Source organism: Microbacterium sp. LMC-P-041 (genome assembly GCF_030209555.1).
Classification (GTDB): domain Bacteria; phylum Actinomycetota; class Actinomycetes; order Actinomycetales; family Microbacteriaceae; genus Microbacterium.
In genome coordinates, this window is record NZ_JARVRV010000005.1 from 144,495 (window position 1) to 167,149 (window position 22,655).

General features: G+C 69.4%; 18 protein-coding genes. 12 read left to right on the forward strand and 6 right to left on the reverse strand.

The window, feature by feature from the left end:
- Positions 1 to 36: 36 nt before the first annotated feature.
- Positions 37 to 438: a VOC family protein gene (locus tag QRN21_RS10845; RefSeq protein WP_285364024.1), complete on the forward strand. Its 402-nt coding sequence runs from the start codon at positions 37 to 39 to the stop codon at positions 436 to 438.
- Between the two features lie 18 nt (positions 439 to 456).
- Here the strand turns inward: QRN21_RS10845 and QRN21_RS10850 are convergent, their stop codons facing one another.
- Together QRN21_RS10850 and ald are read right to left on the reverse strand one after the other, a co-directional pair.
- Complete coding sequence (locus QRN21_RS10850) at positions 457 to 1,656, reverse strand: pyridoxal phosphate-dependent aminotransferase (protein WP_053099212.1); 1,200 nt, start codon at positions 1,654 to 1,656, stop codon at positions 457 to 459.
- Positions 1,657 to 1,742: 86 nt separating this feature from the next.
- A complete protein-coding gene (gene ald, locus QRN21_RS10855) occupies positions 1,743 to 2,837 on the reverse strand; it encodes an alanine dehydrogenase (protein ID WP_285364025.1) in 1,095 nt (364 codons plus the stop codon).
- A 115-nt stretch (positions 2,838 to 2,952) separates the two neighbouring features.
- Here ald and QRN21_RS10860 point away from each other — a divergent pair, with 115 nt between their 5' ends.
- Together QRN21_RS10860 and QRN21_RS10865 are read left to right on the forward strand one after the other, a co-directional pair.
- Positions 2,953 to 3,462, forward strand: coding sequence for an Lrp/AsnC family transcriptional regulator (locus QRN21_RS10860; RefSeq protein ID WP_053097462.1), 510 nt, complete (start codon positions 2,953 to 2,955; stop codon positions 3,460 to 3,462).
- Between the two features lie 136 nt (positions 3,463 to 3,598).
- The gene (locus QRN21_RS10865) at positions 3,599 to 4,678 is read left to right on the forward strand and encodes an AraC family transcriptional regulator (RefSeq protein ID WP_285364027.1); all 1,080 of its coding nucleotides are present in this window, start codon (positions 3,599 to 3,601) and stop codon (positions 4,676 to 4,678) included.
- A gap of 451 nt (positions 4,679 to 5,129) precedes the next feature.
- Here QRN21_RS10865 and QRN21_RS10870 read toward each other — a convergent pair whose 3' ends face one another.
- From QRN21_RS10870 to aceA, 3 genes are all read right to left on the reverse strand, one after another.
- Complete coding sequence (locus QRN21_RS10870) at positions 5,130 to 5,564, reverse strand: hypothetical protein (protein WP_056279767.1); 435 nt, start codon at positions 5,562 to 5,564, stop codon at positions 5,130 to 5,132.
- Positions 5,565 to 5,675: 111 nt separating this feature from the next.
- Positions 5,676 to 7,343: a malate synthase A gene (gene aceB, locus QRN21_RS10875; protein WP_285364029.1), complete on the reverse strand. Its 1,668-nt coding sequence runs from the start codon at positions 7,341 to 7,343 to the stop codon at positions 5,676 to 5,678.
- A gap of 24 nt (positions 7,344 to 7,367) precedes the next feature.
- The gene (gene aceA, locus QRN21_RS10880; protein ID WP_056279769.1) at positions 7,368 to 8,693 is read right to left on the reverse strand and encodes an isocitrate lyase; all 1,326 of its coding nucleotides are present in this window, start codon (positions 8,691 to 8,693) and stop codon (positions 7,368 to 7,370) included.
- Positions 8,694 to 8,829: 136 nt separating this feature from the next.
- Between aceA and QRN21_RS10885 the strand changes: the two genes are divergently transcribed.
- The 3 genes from QRN21_RS10885 to QRN21_RS10895 all read left to right on the forward strand — a co-directional run bounded on the left by QRN21_RS10885 (position 8,830) and on the right by QRN21_RS10895 (position 12,631).
- The gene (locus QRN21_RS10885) at positions 8,830 to 10,281 is read left to right on the forward strand and encodes a helix-turn-helix domain-containing protein (RefSeq protein WP_285364030.1); all 1,452 of its coding nucleotides are present in this window, start codon (positions 8,830 to 8,832) and stop codon (positions 10,279 to 10,281) included.
- A 133-nt stretch (positions 10,282 to 10,414) separates the two neighbouring features.
- On the forward strand, positions 10,415 to 11,968 hold the full coding sequence (locus QRN21_RS10890) for a glucoamylase family protein (protein WP_056279770.1): 1,554 nt from the start codon (positions 10,415 to 10,417) through the stop codon (positions 11,966 to 11,968).
- 36 nt (positions 11,969 to 12,004) lie between these two features.
- Positions 12,005 to 12,631: a TetR/AcrR family transcriptional regulator gene (locus QRN21_RS10895; RefSeq protein ID WP_056279772.1), complete on the forward strand. Its 627-nt coding sequence runs from the start codon at positions 12,005 to 12,007 to the stop codon at positions 12,629 to 12,631.
- 80 nt (positions 12,632 to 12,711) lie between these two features.
- On the opposite strand, the gene QRN21_RS10900 is transcribed toward QRN21_RS10895, so the two are convergent.
- Entirely contained in the window at positions 12,712 to 14,220 is a 1,509-nt protein-coding gene (locus tag QRN21_RS10900) for a PucR family transcriptional regulator (RefSeq protein WP_072591661.1), read from the reverse strand.
- Between the two features lie 116 nt (positions 14,221 to 14,336).
- Here QRN21_RS10900 and gabT point away from each other — a divergent pair, with 116 nt between their 5' ends.
- The 6 genes from gabT to QRN21_RS10930 all read left to right on the forward strand — a co-directional run bounded on the left by gabT (position 14,337) and on the right by QRN21_RS10930 (position 22,532).
- A complete protein-coding gene (gene gabT, locus QRN21_RS10905; RefSeq protein ID WP_053097454.1) occupies positions 14,337 to 15,704 on the forward strand; it encodes a 4-aminobutyrate--2-oxoglutarate transaminase in 1,368 nt (455 codons plus the stop codon).
- Between the two features lie 111 nt (positions 15,705 to 15,815).
- Positions 15,816 to 17,198, forward strand: a complete 1,383-nt coding sequence (locus QRN21_RS10910; protein ID WP_053097453.1) for a flavin monoamine oxidase family protein — start codon at positions 15,816 to 15,818, stop codon at positions 17,196 to 17,198.
- A complete protein-coding gene (locus QRN21_RS10915; RefSeq protein ID WP_053097452.1) occupies positions 17,198 to 18,082 on the forward strand; it encodes a universal stress protein in 885 nt (294 codons plus the stop codon). The genes QRN21_RS10910 and QRN21_RS10915 overlap by 1 nt, the downstream gene beginning before the upstream one ends.
- Positions 18,082 to 19,626: an APC family permease gene (locus QRN21_RS10920; RefSeq protein WP_285364031.1), complete on the forward strand. Its 1,545-nt coding sequence runs from the start codon at positions 18,082 to 18,084 to the stop codon at positions 19,624 to 19,626. Before QRN21_RS10915 ends, QRN21_RS10920 begins: the two co-directional genes overlap by 1 nt.
- A 49-nt stretch (positions 19,627 to 19,675) precedes the next feature.
- Positions 19,676 to 21,142 (forward strand): NAD-dependent succinate-semialdehyde dehydrogenase, encoded by a 1,467-nt coding sequence (locus QRN21_RS10925; protein ID WP_053097450.1) that lies wholly within the window; start codon positions 19,676 to 19,678, stop codon positions 21,140 to 21,142.
- Between the two features lie 25 nt (positions 21,143 to 21,167).
- On the forward strand, positions 21,168 to 22,532 hold the full coding sequence (locus tag QRN21_RS10930) for an NAD-dependent succinate-semialdehyde dehydrogenase (protein ID WP_056279780.1): 1,365 nt from the start codon (positions 21,168 to 21,170) through the stop codon (positions 22,530 to 22,532).
- Positions 22,533 to 22,655 lie beyond the last annotated feature (123 nt).

The following is a 22,655-nucleotide window of genomic DNA, read 5'->3' on the forward strand; positions in this document are numbered from 1 at the left end:
CCTGACAACGTCGCCCGTTCGCCGTACACTCGCGGCATGAGCGGACTGATCCCGTACCTGCTGTTTCCCGGAAACGCGGCCGAAGCGCTGGAGCACTACCGTGACGTCTTCGGAGGAGAGCTTCAGCTCGTCGACTATGCCAGTGCGGGTCGTGCAGACGGTCCGGCCGATGCGGTCGCCCACGGGCAGCTCTCAGGACCGGTCGAACTGGCGGGAGCGGATGCCGGCGCGGACGACGATGCCGTGCAGATGAGCGGGATGTTCCTCTCTCTGCTCGGCACCGCCGACGCGTCGACGCTGACGAGCTGGTTCGACCGGCTGTCAGAGCACGGCCGAGTGACCGACGCCCTGCAGAAGCGCGTGTGGGGCGACTACGACGGCACCGTCACCGACCGCTACGGCATCCGCTGGCTGATCGGCTTCCACGACGAGGAGTGATCTCGTCGCAGACCGGCCTCAGGCGAACAGACGCTGCAGTCGCTGTACACCCTCGAGGAGCTGGTCGTCGCCGAGCGCGTACGACATGCGGATGTACCCGGAGGGACCGAATGCCTCGCCCGGGACGACGGCCACCTCGGCCTGCTCGAGGATGAGGTCGGCGAGCTCGAGCGAGGTCGTCGGCGTCTTGCCGCCCCACGTGCGTCCGAGCAGACCCTGCACGTCGGGGTAGACGTAGAAGGCGCCCAGCGGGTTCGGCACCACGAGTCCGTCGATCTTCGACAGTTCGGACACGATGAGGCGGCGGCGGCGGTCGAACGCCTCGCGGAACTGCTCGGCTTCGGTCTGGGGCCCGTTGAGGGCAGCGATCGCCGCCTTCTGCGCGACGTTGTTGACGTTGCTCGACAGGTGGGACTGCAGGTTCGCGGCGACCTTGATGGCATCCGCCGGTCCGACCATCCAGCCCACGCGCCAGCCGGTCATGGCGTAGGTCTTCGCGACGCCGTTGACGAGGATCGTCTGCCCCGCCACCGCGGGCACGGCCTCGACGATGGAGGTCGCCTTGACGCCCTCATAGGTGAGGTTCTGGTAGATCTCGTCGGAGATGACCCAGATGCCGTGCTCGAGTGCCCACTCGCCGATCGCCGCCGTCTCCTCGGCCGTGTACACCGATCCGGTGGGGTTGGAGGGCGACACGAACACGAGCGCGGTCGTGCGCTCGGTGCGAGCGGCCTCGAGCTGGTCGACGGTGACCTTGTAGTCCTGATCGGCGCCCGCGAAGACCTCGACCGGCGTGCCGTCCGCAAGACGGATCGCCTCGGGGTAGGTCGTCCAGTACGGCGCAGGCAGAAGCACTTCGTCGCCCGGGTTCACCACGGCCTGGAACGCCTGGTAGACCGACTGCTTGCCGCCGTTGGTCACGATGACCTGGCTCGGCGAGACCTCGAGGCCGGAGTCACGCAGCGTCTTCGCGGCGATCGCCTCCCGCAGCGCGGGCAGGCCCGGAGCCGGGGTGTACCGGTAGCTGGCGGGATCGGCGAGCGCCTCGGCGGCCGCGTCGACGATGAACTGCGGGGTCGCGAAATCGGGCTCGCCGGCGGCGTACGAGATGATCGGCTTGCCTTCGGCCTTGAGCGCCTTGGCCTTGGCGTCGACCTTGAGGGTCGCGGATTCGGCGATGGCGGAGAGCTTGCGGGAGAGAGGAGCGCGTTCGGTCACGACTACGAGCGTACCCGGGTCGACCTCGCCGATGACGAGTGAATGGTCGTCAAGAATCACGGTTCTTTCGTGCTGATGCTCTCCGCTCAGGCGGTGTGCATGCCGTGCGCGCGCGCAACGGCATCCAGGGTGATGCGGCCGCCCTGGACGTTGAGGCCCTGGGCCAGTGCGGCGTCGTCGGCTGCTGCACGCTCCCACCCCTTGCCGGCGATCGCCGAGACATAGGGGAGCGTGGCGTTGGTCAGTGCGCGCGTGGCCGTCTCGGGCACTGCGCCCGGCATGTTCGCGACGCAGTAGTAGATGGAGTCGTGCACCGCGAACGTCGGGTCGTCGTGCGTCGTGGGGCGCGAGCCTTCGAAGCATCCGCCCTGGTCGATGGCGATGTCGACCAGCACGGATCCGGGCTTCATGGTCGCGACCATGTCGTCGGTCACGAGCTTCGGCGCCGCAGCCCCGGGGATGAGCACGGATCCGATGACCAGGTCGGCCGTCGCGAGCTCTTCGGCGATGTCGTACCGGCTCGACGCGCGAGTCTGCAGAGCACCGCCGTAGCGGTGCTCGAGCTCGCGGAGTCGCGGCAGCGAGATGTCGATGACGGTCACCTGTGATCCGAGCCCGAGCGCGTTCGCGGCCGCGTGCTCACCGGCGACACCGCCGCCGATCACGACGGTCTTGGCGCGCGGGGCGCCCGCGATGCCTCCCATGAGCACGCCCCGTCCTCCTGCGGATCGCATGAGGGAGTACGACCCCATCGTCACGGACAGGCGTCCCGCGATCTCGCTCATCGGCACGAGCAGAGGGAGGCTGCGGTCGGGCAGCTGCACCGTCTCGTAGGCGACGGCGGTGGTGCCCGCGTCGACGAGCGCCGTGGTCAGCGCTCGGTCGGCGGCGAGATGCAGGTAGGTGAAGAGGGTGAGATCCGAGCGCAGGAACCCGTACTCCGGGGCGATCGGCTCCTTGACCTTGATGAGCAGCTCCGCCTCGCCCCACGTCTCCTCGGCGGTGTCGACGATCTCGGCACCCGCGATCCGATAGGCCTCGTCGGAGATGCCCGAACCGACGCCCGCCCCGGACTGCACGAGCACGCGGTGGCCCTCGTGCACCAGACGGTCTGCGCCTGCGGGGGTGAGCGCGGTGCGGTTCTCGTTGTTCTTGACCTCGGTCGGCACGCCGATCTTCATCGATCCTCCAAGTGACGGTTGCGTGAGTGCATTTCAGAATCGCAGAAACTTCGATCATTCGACAGAATGCCTGAAGAAGATTCGCGCTTCGGCTGATTCCTGCATAATCGTTCGTATGGAGACGTCACCCGAAACCCCTCAGCCGAATACCCTTCGGGCGCCGGCGCTCGACGCGATCGATGCGAGGATCGTACAGCTGCTGAGCGCGGACGGTCGGATGACGAACGCCGAGCTCGCGGGTCACCTCGGAGTCGCGCCGTCGACCGCGCACGCGCGTCTGCGCGCACTCGTCGAACGCGGAGTCATCAGCGGCTTCCATGCCAGCGTCGACGAGCGGAAGTTGGGCGCCGGCCTGCAGGCCATCATCGGAGTGAGCCTTCGGCCGAGCGCTCGGCGCGAGAGCATCGTCGAGTTCGCCGACCGCGTGCGCGCCCTGCCGCAGGTGATCCAGGTCTTCTTCCTCGGCGGGGACGACGACTTCCTCCTGCACATCGCGGTGGCCGACTCATCGGAGATGCGCGAGTTCGTGCTCGAGCATCTCTCGGCCCAGAGCAGCGTCGCCTCGACCAGGACCAGCATCGTGTTCGACTACCACCGCAACTCGGTGGCTGCGTCGTTCCGCTGACCCGCACGACGGCTGGCGGCGCGCCGCTGTCGCGGGCGCACGCAACGTATATTGCATGGCTCCTGGCGCGAACCTAGGGTGAGGGCGGGGACGGAGCAGCCGATGCGCACGCGGCGGGCTTCCGCTGGGGGTTGCGATGGGGCGAATGATCGACGACGCGGAGTTGGCCGGCTGGCTCGTCCGGCTTTCGGGCGGACTGTGGTCGTCATCGATCGGAGGCGCCGAGGCGTTCGCGTTTCCCTCGTGGTTCTCCGAGCAGGTCATTCGCCTCGACGGTCGAATCGGCATGCTGCAGCTGTCGAACTTCGGCGCGATGAAGGCCGACGATCCGGATGCGTTCGAGGCGGCGCTGCTTCGCAGGTCCATCGGCTCGACCATGCTCTACAGCACCCTCGAGACGGCGCACACCGTGAGCTACGAGCGAGCGATCGCCGAGGGCGAGGACATCATCATCGTCGGGATGGTGCAGCAGGGCGGGCAGCGCCTGAACACCGCGGCGGGGGTGCAGGCCATGGGCGTCGGCCGCGTCGGCTTCATGTCGAGCCTGGGCCCATCGGCCGTCGAGCAGTTCGGGGTCACCAACTCGACCGGGGTCGTCGTTCCCGTGGCGGCCCTCCCCGGCTATCGGCACGTCCTCGCTCGAGGGGCCGACATGTTCCCGGACACCCCACTCACCCGGGCAGCGGGAGCCTCACTCGCGCGGATGCTGTTCGAGTGGGCGCAGGATCCGGATCAGGGTCAGGGGGCGCTCGCCGGCACCGAGGCGGCGCTGATCGCGCTCGTGCGAGGGCTCTTCCGACAGTTCCCCGGCGACGGCGAGACCAGCCGGACGAGTGAGTTCCGCGCGGAGGCGGGGCGCATCATCGAGCGGCGGCATCGTGATCCGGCATTCGGCATCGCAGAGCTCGCCGCCGACCTGCACGTCAGCCGTCGCCAGCTGTTCCGCCTGAATGAAGGTGCCGACGAGAGCCCCGCGAACCGCTTGCTGCGTCGGCGTCTCGTGACGGCGCGCGAAGAGCTGCTGTCGACGCCCCCGCAGGACCTTGCGGCGGTCGCAGCCCGCTCCGGTTTCGCCGACGCGTCCGCGCTTCGGGCCCAGTTCTCCCGGCACGTGGGGCACAGTCCCAGTGCCTTCCGCCTCGCGGCCCGCACGCAGCCGCCGCGTCTCGCCGAGGCGATGCTGCTCAGCGACGAGCAGTCCGCCCCGACCGCCTGACCGAGGCCGGCCCATCGGGCCGACCCGGTCGGGGCTGTCCGTCGCGGACCGACGCGCGCGCCCGCGGGCCGGCCGTGTGCTGTCCGGCTGCTTCGCCGACTCCGACAGAGAGTGACACATGATCGCGAATCTGGTGCCAACGCGGGTTCTGCGTGCCGGGCCGAGCGCACCGGGTGACGCAACGTCCTGCGGCGCTTCCGGATCGTCGGAGCCGCTCCTAACCTGAACCTGCCCGTGTCCCCAGGCGGGCCATGACGGCAGATCGCGACGGAGCTCCGCTCCTGGCGCATCGGCCGTCACGGCTTCCGGACGCGGCGGGATCGCCCGTCCGGAAGTTCGGGGGACAGGCGCGAAAGCGTCGGGCATGACGGACCACCTGCGCGAGGGCGCGGGTGGACGTGCGGGTGCTTCGGTCAGGGGAGACCGGGGCACCCGCGAATCCCCCTCGGCGTCACGCGCCGAACGAGGAAGGCAGCGCGCAGTAGTCGGCGAAGCGCCGCGTCGGAGCCGCCGGGTCCGTCACGTCGACGATCGCGCCGGCGATCGAGTGCGGGGCCTCATCACCGGCGAGCTGCCACACGATGAAGTTCCAGAGGCCCCTCGCCGTCGGGCTGAGCAGCACTGCCGGGCCCGAGACGATCAGGACCGTCGCCGGATCGGAGCCGGTGCGGAACGGAGCGATCACGTCGCCGCGCAACGCCGCTTCATCGGCATCCGTGCTGTGCGCACGCTCGACGTGCTGCCCGGCGGCGATCAGCGCCGTCGCGAGGTCGTCCGCCGCTCGACGCGAGCGCTCGGCATCCGCTCCGGCGACCGCGATCAGTCGGCGCCCTCGCGGGTAGAGGTGAAGGAACTCGGACGAGATGTCGGACCACACGTCGCTCATGTTCTCAGGCTACGCCCGCTGGCGACGGCGGGCTCCGGCGGTCCTCCGCATCACGCACGAGGAGCCCCTCGGCTGCCGATGGCGGCATCCGAGGGGCTCCTCGTCAGAGTCTCAGGCCTCCTCGACGAGGAACCTGCTGTAGGCGCCGAGTGTGAGGAACGCCGGGAACTCCTCCTGCAGGGCGACGTCGCGGAACACCGACGCGGCATCGTCGAACCTGTCGCCGTCGTGCCGGTCGACCTCGCCGAGGACCTCCGCGATCAGGCTCTCGACGTAGTCGGCGGTGATCGCGGTGCCGTCCTCGGTGGAGCGGTCCTGGTGGATCCACTGCCACACCTGCGAACGGCTGATCTCCGCCGTCGCGGCATCCTCCATCAGGTTGTCGATCGCCACGGCGCCGAGCCCTCGCAGCCATGCCTCGAGGTAGCGGATCGCCACCGACACGTTGTCGCGCACGCCCTGCGCGGTGATCGGCCGCCCGATGTGCAGGTCGAGCAGCTGCGACGCGGTCACCATGACCTCGGGGCGCTGGCGGCCGACCTGGTTCGGGTGGTCGCCGAGCACGGCGTCGAACTCCGCCAGCGCTGTGGGGATCAGATCGGGGTGCGCGACCCACGTGCCGTCGAAGCCGTCGCCGGCCTCGCGCTTCTTGTCGGCGGAGACCTTCTCGATCGCCCGCTCGGTCACCTCGGGGTCGCGGCGGTTCGGGATGAAGGCGCTCATGCCGCCGATCGCGTAGGCGCCCCGCTTGTGGCAGGTCTGCACGAGCAGCTCGGTGTACGCCCGCATGAACGGCACCGTCATCGTGACCTCACTGCGGTCGGGGAGCACGAAACGCGCGCCGCGGCCGCGGTAGTTCTTGATGATCGAGAAGATGTAGTCCCAGCGCCCGGCGTTGAGACCCGCGCAGTGGTCGCGCAGCTCGTAGAGGATCTCGTCCATCTCGAAGGCCGCGGGCAGGGTCTCGATCAGCACGGTCGCGCGGACGGTGCCGTGCGGGATGCCGATGTACTCCTCGCTGAAGGAGAACACGTCGTCCCACAGCTTCGCCTCCTCGCTCGACTCGATCTTCGCGATGTAGAAGTAGGGGCCCCGACCGTTCGCGATGAGCTCCTGCGCGTTGTGGAAGAAGTACAGGCCGAAGTCGACGAGCGAGCCGGATGCCGCCGTGCGGCGCCCCGCGCGGTCGGTGAACTGCAGGTGCTTCTCCGGCAGGTGCCAGCCACGCGGACGCATCACGATCGTCGGTGTGCGCTCGGCGGTGACGTGGTACTCCTTGCCTTCGGGGGAGCGGAAGGACAGCTCGCCGCGGATCGCGCCGCGCAGCGACAGCTGCCCCTCGACGACGTTCTTCCAGGTCGGACTCGTGGCATCCTCCTGGTCGGCGAGCCACACGCGAGCACCCGAGTTCAGTGCATTGATCGTCATCTTCGGGTCGGTCGGACCCGTGATCTCGACGCGGCGGTCCTCGAGACCCGGCCCCGCGCCTGCGACCCGCCAGTCGGCATCCGCGCGGATGTGCGCGGTGTCGTCGCGGAAGCGCGGGTCGTGGCCGTTGCCGATCTCGAACCGACGGCGCATCCGGTCGGCGAGCCGATCGTGGCGGCGCGAGGCGAATCGGTGGTGAAGCTCGGTGAGGAAGGCGATCGCCTCGGGGGTGAGGATCTCGTCGTAGCGGTCGCGCAGCGGACCGGTGACCGCGATCGCCGGACCCTGCTGCGTGGTCTGGATCGGAGCCGTGGTCGGGCTGGTGGTCGGGGGAGCGATGGGAGTGGTCATGATCGTGTGTCCTTCACAAGTGGCTCAGTGGAACTGCGCGGCTTCGGTGGAGCCGGCGAGGGCGAGGGTCGCGCTGTCGGGGTTGAGCGCGGTAGAGATGACGTCGAAGTAGCCGGTGCCCGCCTCGCGCTGGTGCTTGGTGGCGGTGTAGCCGTTCGCCTCCGCGGCGAACTCGGCCTCCTGCAGCTCGACGTACGCGCTCATGGCGCGTTCGGCGTAGCCACGGGCGAGGTCGAACATCGAGTGGTTCAGGGCGTGGAAGCCGGCGAGCGTGATGAACTGGAACTTGTAGCCCAGGTCAGCCAGCTCCTGCTGGAACGTCGCGATCTCGGCGTCCGACAGGTGGCGCTTCCAGTTGAAGCTCGGTGAGCAGTTGTAGGCGAGCAGCTTGCCCGGGAACTCGGCATGGATCGCGGCGGCGAACTCACGTGCCAGCTCGATGTCGGGTTCACCCGTCTCGACCCACAGCAGATCGGCGTACGGCGCGAAGGCGAGGCCTCGGCTGATGACCGACTCGATGCCGGGGCGGATGCGGTAGAAGCCCTCGGTCGTGCGCTCGCCGGTGGTGAACTGCTGGTCGCGCTCGTCGACATCGCTGGTGAGCAGGTCGGCCGCGAGAGCATCCGTCCTGGCGATGATCACCGTCGGGACTCCGGCCACGTCGGCGGCGAGACGCGCGGCGTTCAGGGTGCGGATGTGCTGCTGCGTCGGCACGAGCACCTTTCCGCCGAGGTGGCCGCACTTCTTCTCGCTCGCGAGCTGGTCCTCCCAGTGGATGGCCGCGGCGCCGGCCTGGATCAGCGACTGCGCGAGCTCGTAGGCGTTGAGCGGTCCTCCGAAGCCCGCCTCGGCGTCGGCGACGATCGGCGCGAGCCAGTCCTGCGTGACGTCGCCCTCGGCGTGCTCGAGCTGGTCCTGGCGGATCAGCGCGTTGTTGATGCGACGCACGACCGCCGGCACCGAGTTGGCGGGGTACAGCGACTGGTCGGGGTAGGTCTGACCGGCGAGGTTGCCGTCGGCCGCGACCTGCCAGCCCGAGAGGTAGATGGCCTTGAGGCCCGCCCGCACCTGCTGCACCGCCTGCCCGCCTGTGTAGGCGCCCAGTGCCCGGACGTAGTCCTCGGTGTGCAGCAGGTTCCACAGGTTCTCGGCTCCGCGGTGCGCGAGCGTCGCGTCCTCGCGGACCGAGCCGCGGACGCGGATGACGTCCTCTGCCGTGTACGTGCGCTCGACGCCGTCCCAGCGGGGATCCGTCTCCCAGATCTCCCGGAGCTCGGCGGCCGTCTGAACCTGGTCCCCGGCGCGCAGCCCTGCGGGGCGAGGGGTGTGGTTCTGGGCGGTGTTCGTCATGGTGTCTCCTCCGTTGGATGCCCGGATCGTGAAGCCGGGTGGCGTGTTTCCACTGTGTGTGAAGTTCGCACCCTTCGATGGCCGATGGGGGAGTGAAGATCAGCTAAAATTCTGTTTCTGTGACAGAATCGGCCGCATGAGCACTCCAGCGGTCGAAGAAGACGCCGACGCCCTCACGATCGGACGCCGCATCCGTCAGCTGCGCACTGCGCGCGGGATGACCCTCGACGACCTCGCGGCGGCGGTCGATCGAGCGCCCAGCCAGATGTCGATGATCGAGACGGGCAAGCGCGAGCCCAAGCTCACGCAGCTGCAGTCGATCGCGCGCGCTCTCGGCGTCACGATCGACGCGCTGCTCGAGGGCGAGCCGCTCGATGAACGCAGTGCGATCGAGATCGCCCTCGAACGGGCCATGAAGGGGCAGACCTGCCAGGCTCTCGGCATCGAGCCCTTCCGGATCGCGAAGAGCATGCCGACGGACGCGCTCAAGGCCCTGCTCGCACTGCACGGCGAGATCGACCGACTCAAGGATGAGCGCGCGGCCACTCCCGAGGAGGCCAGGCGCGCGAACGTCGAGCTCCGCCACCTCATGCGGCGGCAGGACAACCACTTCGCCGATCTCGAGACGAAGGCGGCGGAGATCCTCGCGGCGGTCGGGCACCCCGGCGGACCCCTCACCCAGCGGACGGCCTCCGAGATCGCCGCCTACCTCGGATTCACCCTGCACTACGCCCCGGACCTGCCGCAGACCACCCGCAGCGTCGCCGACCTCGCGAACGGACGTCTGTACCTCTCGAGCAGCGTCCCGGCCAAGGGGGATGCCCGGACCGCGGTGCTGCAAGCGCTGTCCAGCCGCATCCTCGGTCACTCCGAGCCGCGCAGCTATGCCGAGTTCCTGCGCCAGCGCGTCGAGACGAACTATCTCACCGGGGCGCTGCTGGTGCCGGAGGCCCACGTCGTGCCGGCGCTGAAGGATGCGAAGACGCGCAGGGCGATCTCGATCGAGGATCTGCGCGACGCGTACTCGGTGTCGTACGAGACCGCCGCGCACCGATTCACGAACCTCGCGACGCGCCACCTCGACATCCCCGTGCACTTCCTCAAGGTGCACGAGTCGGGCACGATCACGAAGGCGTACGAGAACGACGACGTGAACTTCCCGACCGATCGCCTCGGATCGATCGAGGGGCAGATGTGCTGCCGCCGATGGACCAGCCGCGTGGTGTTCGACGAGGACGACCGCTTCAACCCGTACTACCAGTACACGGACACGGGCAACGGCACCTACTGGTGCACGGCCCGCGTCGAGGCGTCGAGTGAGGGACTGCATTCGGTCAGCGTCGGCGTGCGATTCGACGACACGAAGTGGTTCGTCGGCCGCGACACCCCGCATCGCGGAGTCTCGAAGCACTCGGTCGAGGTGTGCTGCCGCCGGGCGCCCGCCGACCTCGAAGATCGGTGGCGCGAGAACTCGTGGCCGAACGTCAGGACCCCGCGCACTCTGCTCGCCACACTGCCGACCGGGGCCTTCCCGGGCGTCGACACGACGGATGTGTACGAGTTCCTCGAGGCGCACGCGCCGCGCTGAGCGCCCGCACGCGCCGTCGATTCCGGTCGCCTTCCTGTCACGAGGAGGGGGTTGAGCGAACAACGAACACGTGTTAGGTTTTCGCAGGTCGGAGCGCCGCGCTCGGCGGCGCCGTTCTCGATGAGGAGACACGATGAAGCGATGGATGAGCACGCTGGCGACGATCGGACTCGTGACTGCGGGCCTGACGGTCGCCGGGCCCGCGACGGCCGGCGGTGGACGCCCCGGCACCGGTGACCTGAACCGCTGGGCGGTGGACACCTGGCACTCCCTCGACGCGATGACCGATGAGGAGACCGGCCTTCCCGCCGACAACGTGAGCGGCGACCTCGAGACGCCGAGCGCCTACACCTCGCCGACGAACATCGGCGGATACCTGTGGTCGACGGTCACGGCTCGCGACCTCGGAGTCATCAGCGACGAGGAGGCGCGCGATCGCATGTCGACGACGCTGGAGACGCTCGGAACCCTCGAGCGCAACGACGCCAGCGGCATGTTCTACAACTGGTACTCGCCGACGACCGGCGAGAAGCTCACGACATGGCCCGACTCGGGAGACCCGGTGCACCCGTTCCTCAGCACGGTCGACAACGGGTGGCTCGCCGCCGCACTGCGCATCGTCCGCGAAGCGGAGCCCGACCTCGCGCAGCAGGCGGACGCGCTGTACGACTCCATGGACTTCGCGGCGTTCTTCGACCCCGAAGGCGCGGCAGGACTCCCTGCAGGCACGAACCGCGGGGGCTTCTGGGATGCGGCTCCGCCGGACTGCAGCGTCGAGGCGCCGATGTACAACGGCTCGGGGGACACCGCGTTCTACACGTGCCACCACTACGACACGACCGTGAGCGAGAGCCGCATCGCGACCTACCTCGGCATCGCGAACGGTCAGATCCCGGCCACCGCCCTGTACGGCACGCATCGCACGATGCCTCCCGGGTGCGACTGGGCGTGGCAGGAGCAGCTCCCTCAGGGCGAGTACCGCACCTATGACGGCGTCGAGGTGTGGGAGGGCGCCTACGCATATGACGGGATGTCGTTCGTGCCGAGCTGGGGCGGCAGCATGTTCGAGTCGCTGATGCCCGACCTGCTCGTGCCGGAGACCACGTGGGGTCCGCGTTCGTGGAAGCTCAACCACCCGATCACCGTCGCCGTGCAGAAGCAGCACGGGCTGGACGAGGCCGGATACGGCTATTGGGGCTTCTCGCCCGCGAGCGACCCGTTCGGCGGGTACGCGGAGTACGGGGTCGACGTAGCCGGGATGCGGGCGGACGGGTACACCTCGGACGCGGAGAAGACCGACGTCGACATCGACAGGCCCGGATGCACCACGGGGACCGATCCCGCTCCGGAGTTCGGTGACGGGGTCGTGACGCCGCACGCCGCGTTCCTGGCGCTTCCGTACGATCGCACGGGCGCGCTCGACAACCTGCGCGGCATCGAGACGGACCTCGGCGCCTACGGCCCCGGCGGGTTCTTCGACGCGGTGGCGGTGAAGAGCGGCACGATCGCCGAGCGCTACCTGTCGCTCGACCAGTCGATGATCATGGCCGCGATCGGCAACGAGCTCACGAAAGATACACTCAAGGACTACTTCGTGGATCGCGACATGGAGCAGCGCCTGCGGCCCGCCATGCGGCAGCAGGTGTTCGGCTCGTCGTGGGGAACAGGGAACGGCCACCACGGCTGAGGTCCGCGCGTTCGCGCCGAGAGACAGGACGGGCGCATGAGCACGGATGAGCAGCCGATGGCGGCGCGACGGCCTCGCGGTCCCTACGCCACCGGCCAGGCGCGCAGGCAGGCGATCGTCGACGAAGCGCTCGCGGTGTTCTCCCGCACGGGATTCCACGGTGGATCCCTGCGGGAGATCGCGAAGCGCGTCGGTGTGACGCCGACCGGCCTGCTGCACCATTTCGCGGGCAAGGAGGAGCTCTTCGCCGAGGTGCTCCACCAGCGTGACGAGAAGGTGCGGGAGGCGGCGGGCGACCCTGCCGAGCACACCCTGATCGAACAGGCCACGCGCGTCGTCGCGCACAACCAGACCTCGCGGGGTCTCACCGCCCTCTACGCGATCGTCTCGGCGGAGGCCACAGACCCCGGCCACCCGTCGCACGCCGACTTCGCCGCCCGATACCGCGAGCGCGCCGTGGCCGCAGAAGAGATCCTGCGGCGAGGTCAGGCCGACGGAGAGGTGCGCGAGGACATCGACCCCGCTCGGGCGGCCCGGCTGATCAGCGCGGTCATGGACGGCATCCAGCTCCAGTGGCTCCTCGACGATTCCGTCGACATGGTCCCGCTCTTCGAGGAGTTCGTCGGCCGCTACCTTCACCCCGCCGAACGACGGCCCGACTGAAGGGCGCGCGGATGGCGGAGGCCCGGCATCCGCCACCCCGCCGGGCGGGGACCGCCGGCCGTTCGGTCGAGGACCCCGGTTCAGTCCCGTGCGGTCTGCAGCAGCGTCCACAGCTCGGCGCGGGCGGGGAACGACGACAGGTCGCTTCCCAGGAGCGCTCCGGCCTGGGCGATCCGCGACCGCAGCGTGTGGCGGTGCACACCGAGTGCCGCCGCCGCAGGATCCGCCTTCGCATCGTGCTCGAGCCAGGTGCGCAGCGACCGTTCGAGGTCGCCGCCGGATCGCGCGTCGTGGTCGCGGATCGGCGCGAGCCGCGATTCGGCGACCAGCCGGGCCTCATCCGTGGCCAGTGCGCTGAGGATGCTGGATCCGGCGGCATCGGCGAAGTGGAACACCCCGGCGCCGGACTGCTGGCGCAGCGCCGCGAGCGCCTGTGCGTGGGCTCGGGAGAACGCGTCGTACGACTCGGAACCGGACGCGCCGATGCGGATGCCGAACCGGGTGGCGACCTCGTCGAGCAGTGCGTCATCGGCCATGGACAGGCAGAGCACCACGCCCTCGGATGATTCGGCGAGGAAGCTGGCGGTGCCGTGCTCGGCCCTGCGCCGATCCCACCAGTCGGCGAACGGGCCGGTCGGAGCATCCGCGGCGATCGCGACCACCACGGGTGCAGAGGGCATCGAGCCGAGGACCTTCCGCGCGAGGGACGGATCGTCGTCGAGCAGCGAGCTCAGCAGCTGCGAGTTCAGCCGACGCTTGCTGCGGGCGAGCTGGTCGCTCTGCTCGAGCGCGAGTCCGGCCATCGCGATCACCGACGTCACGACCGTGCGCGCCTCGGCGTCGAGCGCATCGACAGCCAACGCGATCACCCCGCGCAGGTGTCCGCCGCGCCCCACCGTGAAGAGCGTGAACGTCTGATCGTCGATCGTGAGCGACTGCCCGGCCTCGAGCCCACGGGTGAGGATCTCGGTGACCCGTTCGCCGAGCTCGGTCAGTCGTCCTGCAGTGACGGCCGATCGGGGGTGCGACAGCTGCAGGGCGCCGGACGCGTCGTACATTCCGGCCCAGACATCCAGACGGCGGCCGAGCTCTGCGACGGTCGCGTCGAGTCCGCGGGGGCGCAGCGCGGCCAGTGCGAGTGCGCGCTGGGTGTCGAGCGCCCACGACCTGCGGGCGTAGGCCTGCGCCGCGATCGCTTCGGAGTGCGCGCGGGCGACGGCGATGAAGGGCGTGCGATAGGGGACTTCGAAGAGGGGGATCCCGCGGCGTGCGCACTCGAGGATCAGCTCGTCGGGGATCGCGGCACGGTGCACGTCCGTGCCGAATCCGAGGCCGAGCACCCCGCGATCCGCCAGCCGCCCGACGTAGACGTCGAAATCAGTGCCGACGTCGAACTGGGTGCCCGTCGTCAGCAGTGCGAGGTCCTCGGCGAGGAACGGCGTCGGGTCGGCGAGGTCGGAGCTGTGCACCCACCGCAGGGGGCGATCGAGGGCGCCGTCCGGAAGGCCGTCCGCGTCCGAGATCAGCACGAGCCCGAGATCGCGGCGCCGGAAGAGAGCGCGGAGCGTGGGCTGTTCGGCGTCGTCCATGCGCTGCGGTCCTCTCGGCATCCGGATCAGTGCTTATACGGTCCGGCGATGATCTCTCCCAGATTGTACAGCCGGGCGAATGCGCCGACGTCGGATGCGGTCGTACGCTCACGGACATGGCTCTCCTCGACACCGCAGCTGTTGCAGTCCCGCTCGGCGGACCCGACCTCCCCCAGGAGCGTCGTCTCGTCACCGACCTTCCCGGCCCCCGCTCGGCCGAGATCCTCGCCCGCAAGGCCGATGCCGTCGCCGCCGGCGTCGGGCACACGGTTCCCGTCGCGGCTGTCGCCGCCGGCGGGGGAGTGGTCGTGGATGCCGACGGCAACTCGCTGATCGACCTCGGCTCCGGCATCGCCGTGACGACCGTCGGCAACGCGCACCCCAAGATCGCCGCAGCCGTGGCCGCGCAGGCCGCGCAGTTCACGCACACCTGCTTCATGATCTCGCCGTACGAGTCGTACATCGGTGTCGCCGAAGCGCTCAACCGCCTCACTCCCGGCGACTTCGCCAAGAAGAGCGCCCTGTTCAACTCCGGCGCCGAGGCCGTCGAGAACGCGATCAAGATCGCCCGCAAGCACACCGGTCGCCAGGCCGTCGTCGCCTTCGACCACGGCTACCACGGCCGCACCAACCTCACCATGGCGCTGACCGCGAAGTCGATGCCGTACAAGAGCGGCTTCGGCCCGTTCGCCCCCGAGGTGTACCGTGCGCCGATGTCGTACCCGTTCCGCGACGGTCTCGACGGCGCAGAGGCCGCCGCCCGCGTGATCCTGCAGCTCGAGAAGCAGATCGGCGCCGACAACCTCGCCGCCGTCATCATCGAGCCGATCCAGGGAGAGGGCGGCTTCATCGTCCCGGCGGAGGGCTTCCTCCCGGCGATCGCCTCGTGGTCCCGCGCGAACGGCGTCGTGTTCATCGCCGACGAGGTGCAGACCGGTTTCGCCCGCACCGGCCACATGTTCGCGAGCGAGATCTTCGGCATCGAGCCCGACCTCATCACGACCGCCAAGGGCATCGCGGGCGGTCTGCCCCTCGCCGCCGTCACGGGGCGCTCCGAGATCATGGACGCCTCGCACGCAGGCGGCCTCGGCGGCACCTACGGCGGAAACCCGATCGCCTGCGCTGCGGCGCTCGCCGCGATCGATGTGTTCGAGAACGACGGCGTGATCGAGCGCGCTCGCGAGATCGGCGAGATCCTCACGGCACGCCTCGGAGCCATGCAGGAGAAGGACACCCGCATCGGAGACATCCGCGGCCACGGCGCCATGATCGCCGCCGAGTTCGTCGACCCCGAGACCAACGCGCCCGACGCCGCCCTCACCTCCGCGGTCGCCAAGGCCTGCGTCGCGCAGGGCGTCATCGTCCTGACGTGCGGCACCTACGGCAACGTCATCCGGTTCCTCCCGCCGCTCTCGATCGGCGACGACCTCCTGAACGAGGGCCTCGACGTCGTCGCGGCCGCGCTCGCCGCCACCGCGGGCTGACAGACCAGCAGCCGCGGTTCGTCCGCGACTGCCACCACACGTCCGGCCGCGACGAGGATCGGGGGATTTCGAGTCGCGGCCGGCACAACCTTTCCAATGAAGGAGAAGCAGATGGCTGAGATCACTCGCGACGTGCTGATCGTCGGAGCCGGAGCCGCAGGGCTCACGGCGGCGAACGACCTGCGCAAGGCCGGCCTGTCGGTCGCCGTACTCGAGGCGCGTGACCGCGTCGGCGGACGCCTGTGGACCGACGTCATCGACGGCGCCATGCTCGAGATCGGCGGCCAGTGGGTCTCGCCCGACCAGGACGCCCTGAAGGACACCATCGAGGAGCTGGGGCTCGAGACCTACAGCCGCTATCGCGAGGGCGACAGCGTCTACGTCGGTCCGGACGGGCAGACGCATCGCTTCACCGGCGAGATGTTCCCGGTGTCCGCTGAGACCGAGGCCGTCATCGCCGAGATCACCGAGCGCCTCGACGCCATGGTCGCCGAGATCGACCCCGACCGTCCGTGGGAGCACCCGCTCGCGAAGGAATGGGACTCGATCACCTGGGACGCCTGGCTGCGTGTGCAGACCGACGATGACGAGGCCGTGCGCAATCTCGCCTTCGCCACCGGCTCCGCGATGCTCACCAAGCCGACGCACTCGTTCTCGCTGCTGCAGTCGCTGCTCATGGCGGCATCCGCCGGGTCGTACTCCAACCTCGTCGACGCCGACTTCATCCTCGACAAGCGGGTGGTGGGCGGTCTGCAGAAGGTGCCGCTGCTGCTCGCCGAGCGCCTGGGCGACGACGTCATCCTCAACCAGCCGGTGCGCTCGCTCGAATGGGGCGTCGACGGTGTGACCGCCACGACCGACGACACCACCGTGCGCGCCCGCTTCGCGATCCTCGCGCATGCTCCGGTGCTCTACAGCCGTATCGCCTTCGTCCCGCCGCTTCCCCGGCGCCAGCACCAGATGCACCAGCACATCTCGATGGGCTTCGTCATCAAGGTGCACGCCGTCTACGACCGCCCGTTCTGGCGCGAGCAGGGCCTCAGCGGCACCGCGTTCAGCCCGTACGAGCTCGCGCACGAGGCGTACGACAACACGAACCACGGCGACGAGCGCGGCACCCTGGTCGGCTTCGTCAGCGACCAGAACGCCGACGACCTGTTCACGCTGTCGGCCGAGGAGCGCAAGGAGCGCATCCTCGAGTCCCTCTCGCACTACTACGGCGACGAGGCGAAGAACCCGGTCGTCTACTACGAGAGCGACTGGGGCACGGAGGAGTGGACCCGCGGAGCGTACGCGGCGAGCTTCGACATGGGCGGACTCCACCGCTATGGCGCCGACCTCCGCTCGGCCGTCGGCCCCATCCACTTCGCGTGCAGCGACATGGCGGGCGCCGGATATCAGCACGTCGACGGCGCGATCCGCATGGGGCACCTCGTCGCCTCGAACATCGTCGAAGCGACGCGCGCCGCCGGCGACACCGCCGAGGTCGGCTGATGACCGGCGCGGTCGTCGTCGGCTACACCGCGACGGATGCGGGAGCGGATGCCGCAGCGCTCGGCGCGCGGCTCGCCCGCAGCCTCGGCGCGGTGCTGCACCTCGTGATCGTGCTGCCGTCGGAGGGCACCCGCAGCGCGGCCGTTCCCCCCGAGCGGGCGTATGAGGACCACATCCGCCGCCAGGCGAAGGAATGGCTCGAGGATGCGGTCGTCCGACTGCCGCAGGAGCTCACCCGCACGGGCCACGTGCGGTTCGGCGAGTCCTTCGCCGAAGGGCTGATCGCCGCAGGCGAGGAGTTCGGCGCCAGGCTGATCGTCATCGGCACGGCCGGCGGCAGCATCTTCGGCCGCCACCGCCTCGGCAGCGTCGCGTCGGAGCTGCTGCACTCGTCGACCATCCCCGTCGCGCTCGCCCCCGCGGGCACCGCGGACCAGGACGATCACGTGCTTCCTCGCGTGACGGCCGCGGTCGGCAACCGCGCGGGTGCCGACAACCTCCTCGACGAGGCCGCCGCGATCGCCACCGAGTCCCGTGTCGGCCTGCGCCTCGTCTCGCTCGTGCCGTTCGACGTGCCGCCCGGTCTCGACACCGGCGCGATCCGCGTGGTCGGCGACGCGCACGCGAACGACGTGCTCGAGGTCGCCAAGAGCCTGCTGCCCGACGAGCTGAAGGCCGAGGTCGAAGAGGCCCCCGGCGACACCGTCGAAGATGCCGTCGCGAACCTCTCGTGGCTCCCCGGCGAGGTCGTCCTCGTCGGCTCCAGTCGCCTGGCGCAGCCGCGCCGCCTGTTCCTGGGCTCGACCGCAGCGAAGATGCTGCACGAACTGCCCGTTCCCATGATCGTCGTCCCGCGCACCCGCGCCGAAGCAGGAGTCCGCTGATGAGCAGCACGAACCGGGCGACGGAGCCCGCATCCGGTGTGACGACCGGCATCTCGCAGAAAGGGCTGAGCGCGGGTGCCGTCGGAGTGCTCGGAGCCGTCGTCATCGGCGTCTCGACCATCGCGCCGGCCTACACGCTCACCGCATCGCTCGGCCCGACGGTCGCCGTCGTCGGCACCCAGGTGCCCGCGATCATGCTCGTCGGCTTCATCCCGATGCTCCTGACCGCCTTCGGCTACCGCGAGCTCAACCGCATGATGCCGGACTCCGGCACCTCGTTCACGTGGGGAGTGCGGGCGTTCGGGCCGTGGATCGGCTGGATGACGGGCTGGGGCCTGATCGCCGCCACCGTGATCGTGCTGTCGAACCTCGCCGGCATCGCGGTCGAGTTCCTCTTCCTGCTGATCGCCCAGCTCAGCGGAAACCCCGAGATCGCCGACCTGGCGTTCAACCCGATCATCAACGTCGTCGTGTGCCTGCTCTTCATGCTCGGCGCGACGCTCGTGTCGTACCGCGACATGCAGACGACGCAGAAGTTCCAGTACATCCTCGTCGGCTTCCAGGTGCTCGTGCTCGTGGTCTTCGCCACCGTCGCGATCGTCAAGGCCGTCTCCGGAGACGCTCCCGAGCCGACCCCCTTCTCGTGGTCGTGGTTCAACCCGTTCGAGGTTCCGTCCTTCAGCGCCTTCGCCGCAGGGCTCTCGCTGTCGATCTTCATCTTCTGGGGCTGGGACGTCGTCCTCACCATGAACGAGGAGACGAAGGACCCGGCCAAGACGCCGGGGCGCGCCGCGATGGTCACGGTCGTCGTCGTCGTCGCCCTCTACCTGCTGCTGGCCATCGGCCTCATCATGTTCGCCGGCGTCGGCACGGGCGACTACGGGCTCGCGAACGAGGACATCTCGGCGAACGTGTTCTTCGCGCTCTCGGATCCGATCCTCGGACCGCTGGCGTTCCTGGTCTCGCTCGCGGTGCTGTCGAGCTCGGCGGCCTCTCTGCAGTCGACCGCAGTCGGACCCGCTCGCACGCTGCTGGCGATGGGGCACTACGGCGCCCTGCCCAAGAAGTTCGCACGGGTCAGCCCGCGGTTCTTCACGCCGGGATACTCGACGATCGTGTCGGCCGTCGTCGCGTCCGTCTTCTACGCCGTGATGCGCCTCGTCAGCGAGAACGTCCTCACCGACACCATCCTGTCGCTCGGCATGATGATCTGCTTCTACTACGGTCTCACCGCGTTCGCGTGCGTCTGGTACTTCCGCAAGCAGTGGTTCGACTCCGCCAGGAGCTTCTTCTTCACGTTCCTGTTCCCGCTCGTCGGCGGTGCGATCCTCGCCGTCCTGTTCGTCACGACGCTCATCGACTCGATGGACCCCGCGTACGGCAGCGGATCGAACATCGGGGGCCTCGGACTCGTGTTCGTCCTCGGCGTCGGCATCATCGTGATCGGCATCGTCATCATGATCTGGCAGGCCATCAAGCGCCCGGCGTTCTTCCGCGGCGAGACCCTCAGCATGGATGCTCCCGCGAGCAACCGCCGGCGCTGACGGAATCCCGCGGCACCGGCATCCCATCCTCCCCACAGAAAGAGATTCCATGAGCACTCAGACTGAGCAGGCGCTGCTCGACAGCATCCCCACCGGCCTCTTCATCGGGGGAGAGTGGATCGACGGCGAGACCGGGGGCACGTTCGACGTGAAGGACCCCGCGACCGGTGCGGTCATCCGCACGATCGCCGACGCGACACCGGGTGACGGCATCCGCGCGCTGGATGCGGCAGTCGCCGCGCAGGACGCATGGGCCGCGACCGCACCTCGCACCCGCAGCGACATCCTGCGCCGGGCATTCGACCTCGTGCAGGAGCACAAGGAGGATCTCGCGCTGCTGATGACCCTCGAGATGGGCAAGCCGCTCGCCGAGGCGCGCGGCGAGGTCGGCTACGGGGGCGAGTTCCTCCGCTGGTTCAGCGAGGAGGCCGTGCGCATCAGCGGTCGCTACGGCATCAACCCGGAGGGCACCGGCCACATGGTCGTCTCGCAGCGGCCCGTCGGCCCCTCGTTCTTCGTGACGCCGTGGAACTTCCCGTTCGCGATGGCCACTCGCAAGATCGCGCCGGCGCTCGCCGCCGGCTGCACCGTGGTGATCAAGCCCCCGGCACTCACGCCGCTGACGACGATGTTCTTCACGTCGCTGCTCGAGAAGGCCGGCCTCCCCGCCGGTGTCGTGAACGTGGTGCAGACCTCCAAGTCGTCGGCGCTCTCGGCCCCGATCATCGCCGACCCGCGCCTGCGCAAGCTGTCGTTCACCGGTTCGACGGAGGTGGGCCGCAAGCTCATCGCCCAGGCCGCTGAGGGCGTGCTGCGCGTGTCGATGGAGCTCGGCGGCAATGCGCCGTTCGTCGTCTTCGACGATGCCGACCTCGACAAGGCCGTCGACGGCGCACTGGCCGCGAAGTTCCGCAACATCGGCCAGGCGTGCACCGCTGCCAACCGCTTCATCGTGCACAAGGACGTCGCCGAGGAATTCGGCCGCAAGGTCACCGAGCGCGTCAACGCGATGAAGATCGGCCGCGGCACCGAAGAGGGCGTGGCCATCGGCCCGCTGATCGACGAGGATGCCGTCGCGAAGGCCGGCGAGCTCGTCGACGACGCCGTCGAGCGCGGCGCGACCCTGCTCGCGGGCGGCAAGGCCGTCGAGGGCACGGGCACCTTCTACGAGCCGACCGTGCTCACCGACGTGGTGGCGGGCTCGGCGATCCTCCGCGAGGAGATCTTCGGCCCGGTGCTGGCGATCGCGACCTTCGAGGACGAGGACGAGGCCGTCCGTCTCGCCAACGACACCGAGTACGGGCTGGTCTCGTACGTGTTCACCGAGAACCTGCAGCGCGGGCAGCGGATGATCGACCGGCTCGAGACCGGCATGATGGGTCTCAACGTGGGCGTGGTGTCGAACGCCGCAGCCCCCTTCGGCGGCGTCAAGCAGTCCGGCGTCGGCCGCGAGGGCGGTCTCGAGGGCATCCACGAGTACCTGTCCACCAAGTACACGCTGATCCCGGTCTCCTGACCGGTCGGCCAGAGGAGGAGAGAACATGACCGATTACGCCGTCATCAACCCCGCCACCGGAGAGACGCTGGCGTCCTTCGACACGTTCACGGATGCGCAGATCGAGGCGGCTGTCGCGGCCGCCGACGAGGCGCACCGCGAATGGTCCCGGTCCTCGACCGTGGCTGAGCGCGCAGCGCTCCTCCGTCGCGCCGCCGAGCTGCACCGCGAGCGCCGCGAGGAGCTCGCCGACGTCTTCGTGCGCGAGATGGGCAAGCCCCGCGAGGCCGCCCTCGGAGAGGTCGACTTCGCCGCCGACATCGCCGAGTACTACGCCGACCAGGCCGAGGCCATCATGGCCGACCAGCCGATCGCGATCCTCGGCGAGGGCTCGGCGATCGTGCGCCGGTCGTCGCTCGGACCGCTCGTCGGCATCATGCCGTGGAACTTCCCGGCCTATCAGATCGTCCGCTTCGCTGCGCCGAACCTGATCGTCGGCAACACGATCCTGCTGAAGCCTGCTCCGCAGTGCCCGGAGTCGTCGACCGCGATCGAGGCGATCTACCACGACGCCGGATTCCCGACGGGCGCGTACCAGAACGTCCTCGCGACCAACGAGCAGATCGCCGACATGATCGCCGACCCGCGCGTGCAGGGCGTCTCGCTCACCGGCTCGGAGCGCGCAGGCGCAGCGGTCGCCGAGATCGCCGGACGCAACCTCAAGAAGGTCGCGCTCGAGCTCGGCGGGTCCGACCCGTTCATCGTGCTCTCGACCGACGACCTCGACGCTACCGTGCAGGCGGGCGTCGACGCGCGTCTCGACAACAACGGCCAGGCGTGCAACGGCGCGAAGCGTTTCATCATCGTCGACGACCTGTACGACTCGTTCGTCGAGAAGTTCACGGCCGCGATGGCATCGGTGCAGGCGACCGACCCGACGCTCGACGACACCGTGCTCGGCCCGGTCTCGTCGGAGACGGCGGCGGAGAACCTGCAGAAGCAGATCGACCAGGCCGTCGAGCAGGGAGCGACGCTGCTGACCGGCGGCACCCGCGACGGGGCGTTCTTCGCCCCGACCGTGCTCGCCGACGTGACGCCCGACATGAACGTCTACCGCGAGGAGCTCTTCGGCCCCGCGGCGGTCGTCTACCGGGTCGCCGATGAGGATGCCGCTGTCGCCCTCGCGAACGACACGACCTTCGGGCTCGGCTCGTACGTCTTCACGACCGATGCCGAGCAGGCCGAGCGTGTCGCCGACAACATCGAGGCGGGCATGGTCTACGTCAACCTGGTGCTGGCCGACAGCCCCGAGCTGCCGTTCGGCGGCATCAAGCGCAGCGGCACGTCGCGTGAGCTGGGTCACCTCGCCGCCGACGAGTTCGTCAACAAGAAGCTGATCCGCATCGGCTGAGCGACTCTCCCTGATGGGGGCGGATGCCACGGCATCCGCCCCCATCGTCGTCTCCGCAGTGCGGCATCCGGAGAGCGGATGTTCGACGGATGCCGGATCCCTCCGCAGCACCCGGGCGTAGGT

Coding starts and splice junctions, on each gene's coding strand:
- QRN21_RS10845 (WP_285364024.1), top strand. CDS start 37: ATGAGCGGACTGATCCCGTACCTGCTGTTTCCCGGAAACGCGGCCGAA.
- ald (WP_285364025.1), bottom strand. CDS start 2,837: ATGAAGATCGGCGTGCCGACCGAGGTCAAGAACAACGAGAACCGCACC.
- QRN21_RS10860 (WP_053097462.1), top strand. CDS start 2,953: ATGGAGACGTCACCCGAAACCCCTCAGCCGAATACCCTTCGGGCGCCG.
- QRN21_RS10865 (WP_285364027.1), top strand. CDS start 3,599: ATGGGGCGAATGATCGACGACGCGGAGTTGGCCGGCTGGCTCGTCCGG.
- QRN21_RS10870 (WP_056279767.1), bottom strand. CDS start 5,564: ATGAGCGACGTGTGGTCCGACATCTCGTCCGAGTTCCTTCACCTCTAC.
- aceB (WP_285364029.1), bottom strand. CDS start 7,343: ATGACCACTCCCATCGCTCCCCCGACCACCAGCCCGACCACGGCTCCG.
- aceA (WP_056279769.1), bottom strand. CDS start 8,693: ATGACGAACACCGCCCAGAACCACACCCCTCGCCCCGCAGGGCTGCGC.
- QRN21_RS10885 (WP_285364030.1), top strand. CDS start 8,830: ATGAGCACTCCAGCGGTCGAAGAAGACGCCGACGCCCTCACGATCGGA.
- QRN21_RS10890 (WP_056279770.1), top strand. CDS start 10,415: ATGAAGCGATGGATGAGCACGCTGGCGACGATCGGACTCGTGACTGCG.
- QRN21_RS10895 (WP_056279772.1), top strand. CDS start 12,005: ATGAGCACGGATGAGCAGCCGATGGCGGCGCGACGGCCTCGCGGTCCC.
- QRN21_RS10900 (WP_072591661.1), bottom strand. CDS start 14,220: ATGGACGACGCCGAACAGCCCACGCTCCGCGCTCTCTTCCGGCGCCGC.
- gabT (WP_053097454.1), top strand. CDS start 14,337: ATGGCTCTCCTCGACACCGCAGCTGTTGCAGTCCCGCTCGGCGGACCC.
- QRN21_RS10910 (WP_053097453.1), top strand. CDS start 15,816: ATGGCTGAGATCACTCGCGACGTGCTGATCGTCGGAGCCGGAGCCGCA.
- QRN21_RS10915 (WP_053097452.1), top strand. CDS start 17,198: ATGACCGGCGCGGTCGTCGTCGGCTACACCGCGACGGATGCGGGAGCG.
- QRN21_RS10920 (WP_285364031.1), top strand. CDS start 18,082: ATGAGCAGCACGAACCGGGCGACGGAGCCCGCATCCGGTGTGACGACC.
- QRN21_RS10925 (WP_053097450.1), top strand. CDS start 19,676: ATGAGCACTCAGACTGAGCAGGCGCTGCTCGACAGCATCCCCACCGGC.
- QRN21_RS10930 (WP_056279780.1), top strand. CDS start 21,168: ATGACCGATTACGCCGTCATCAACCCCGCCACCGGAGAGACGCTGGCG.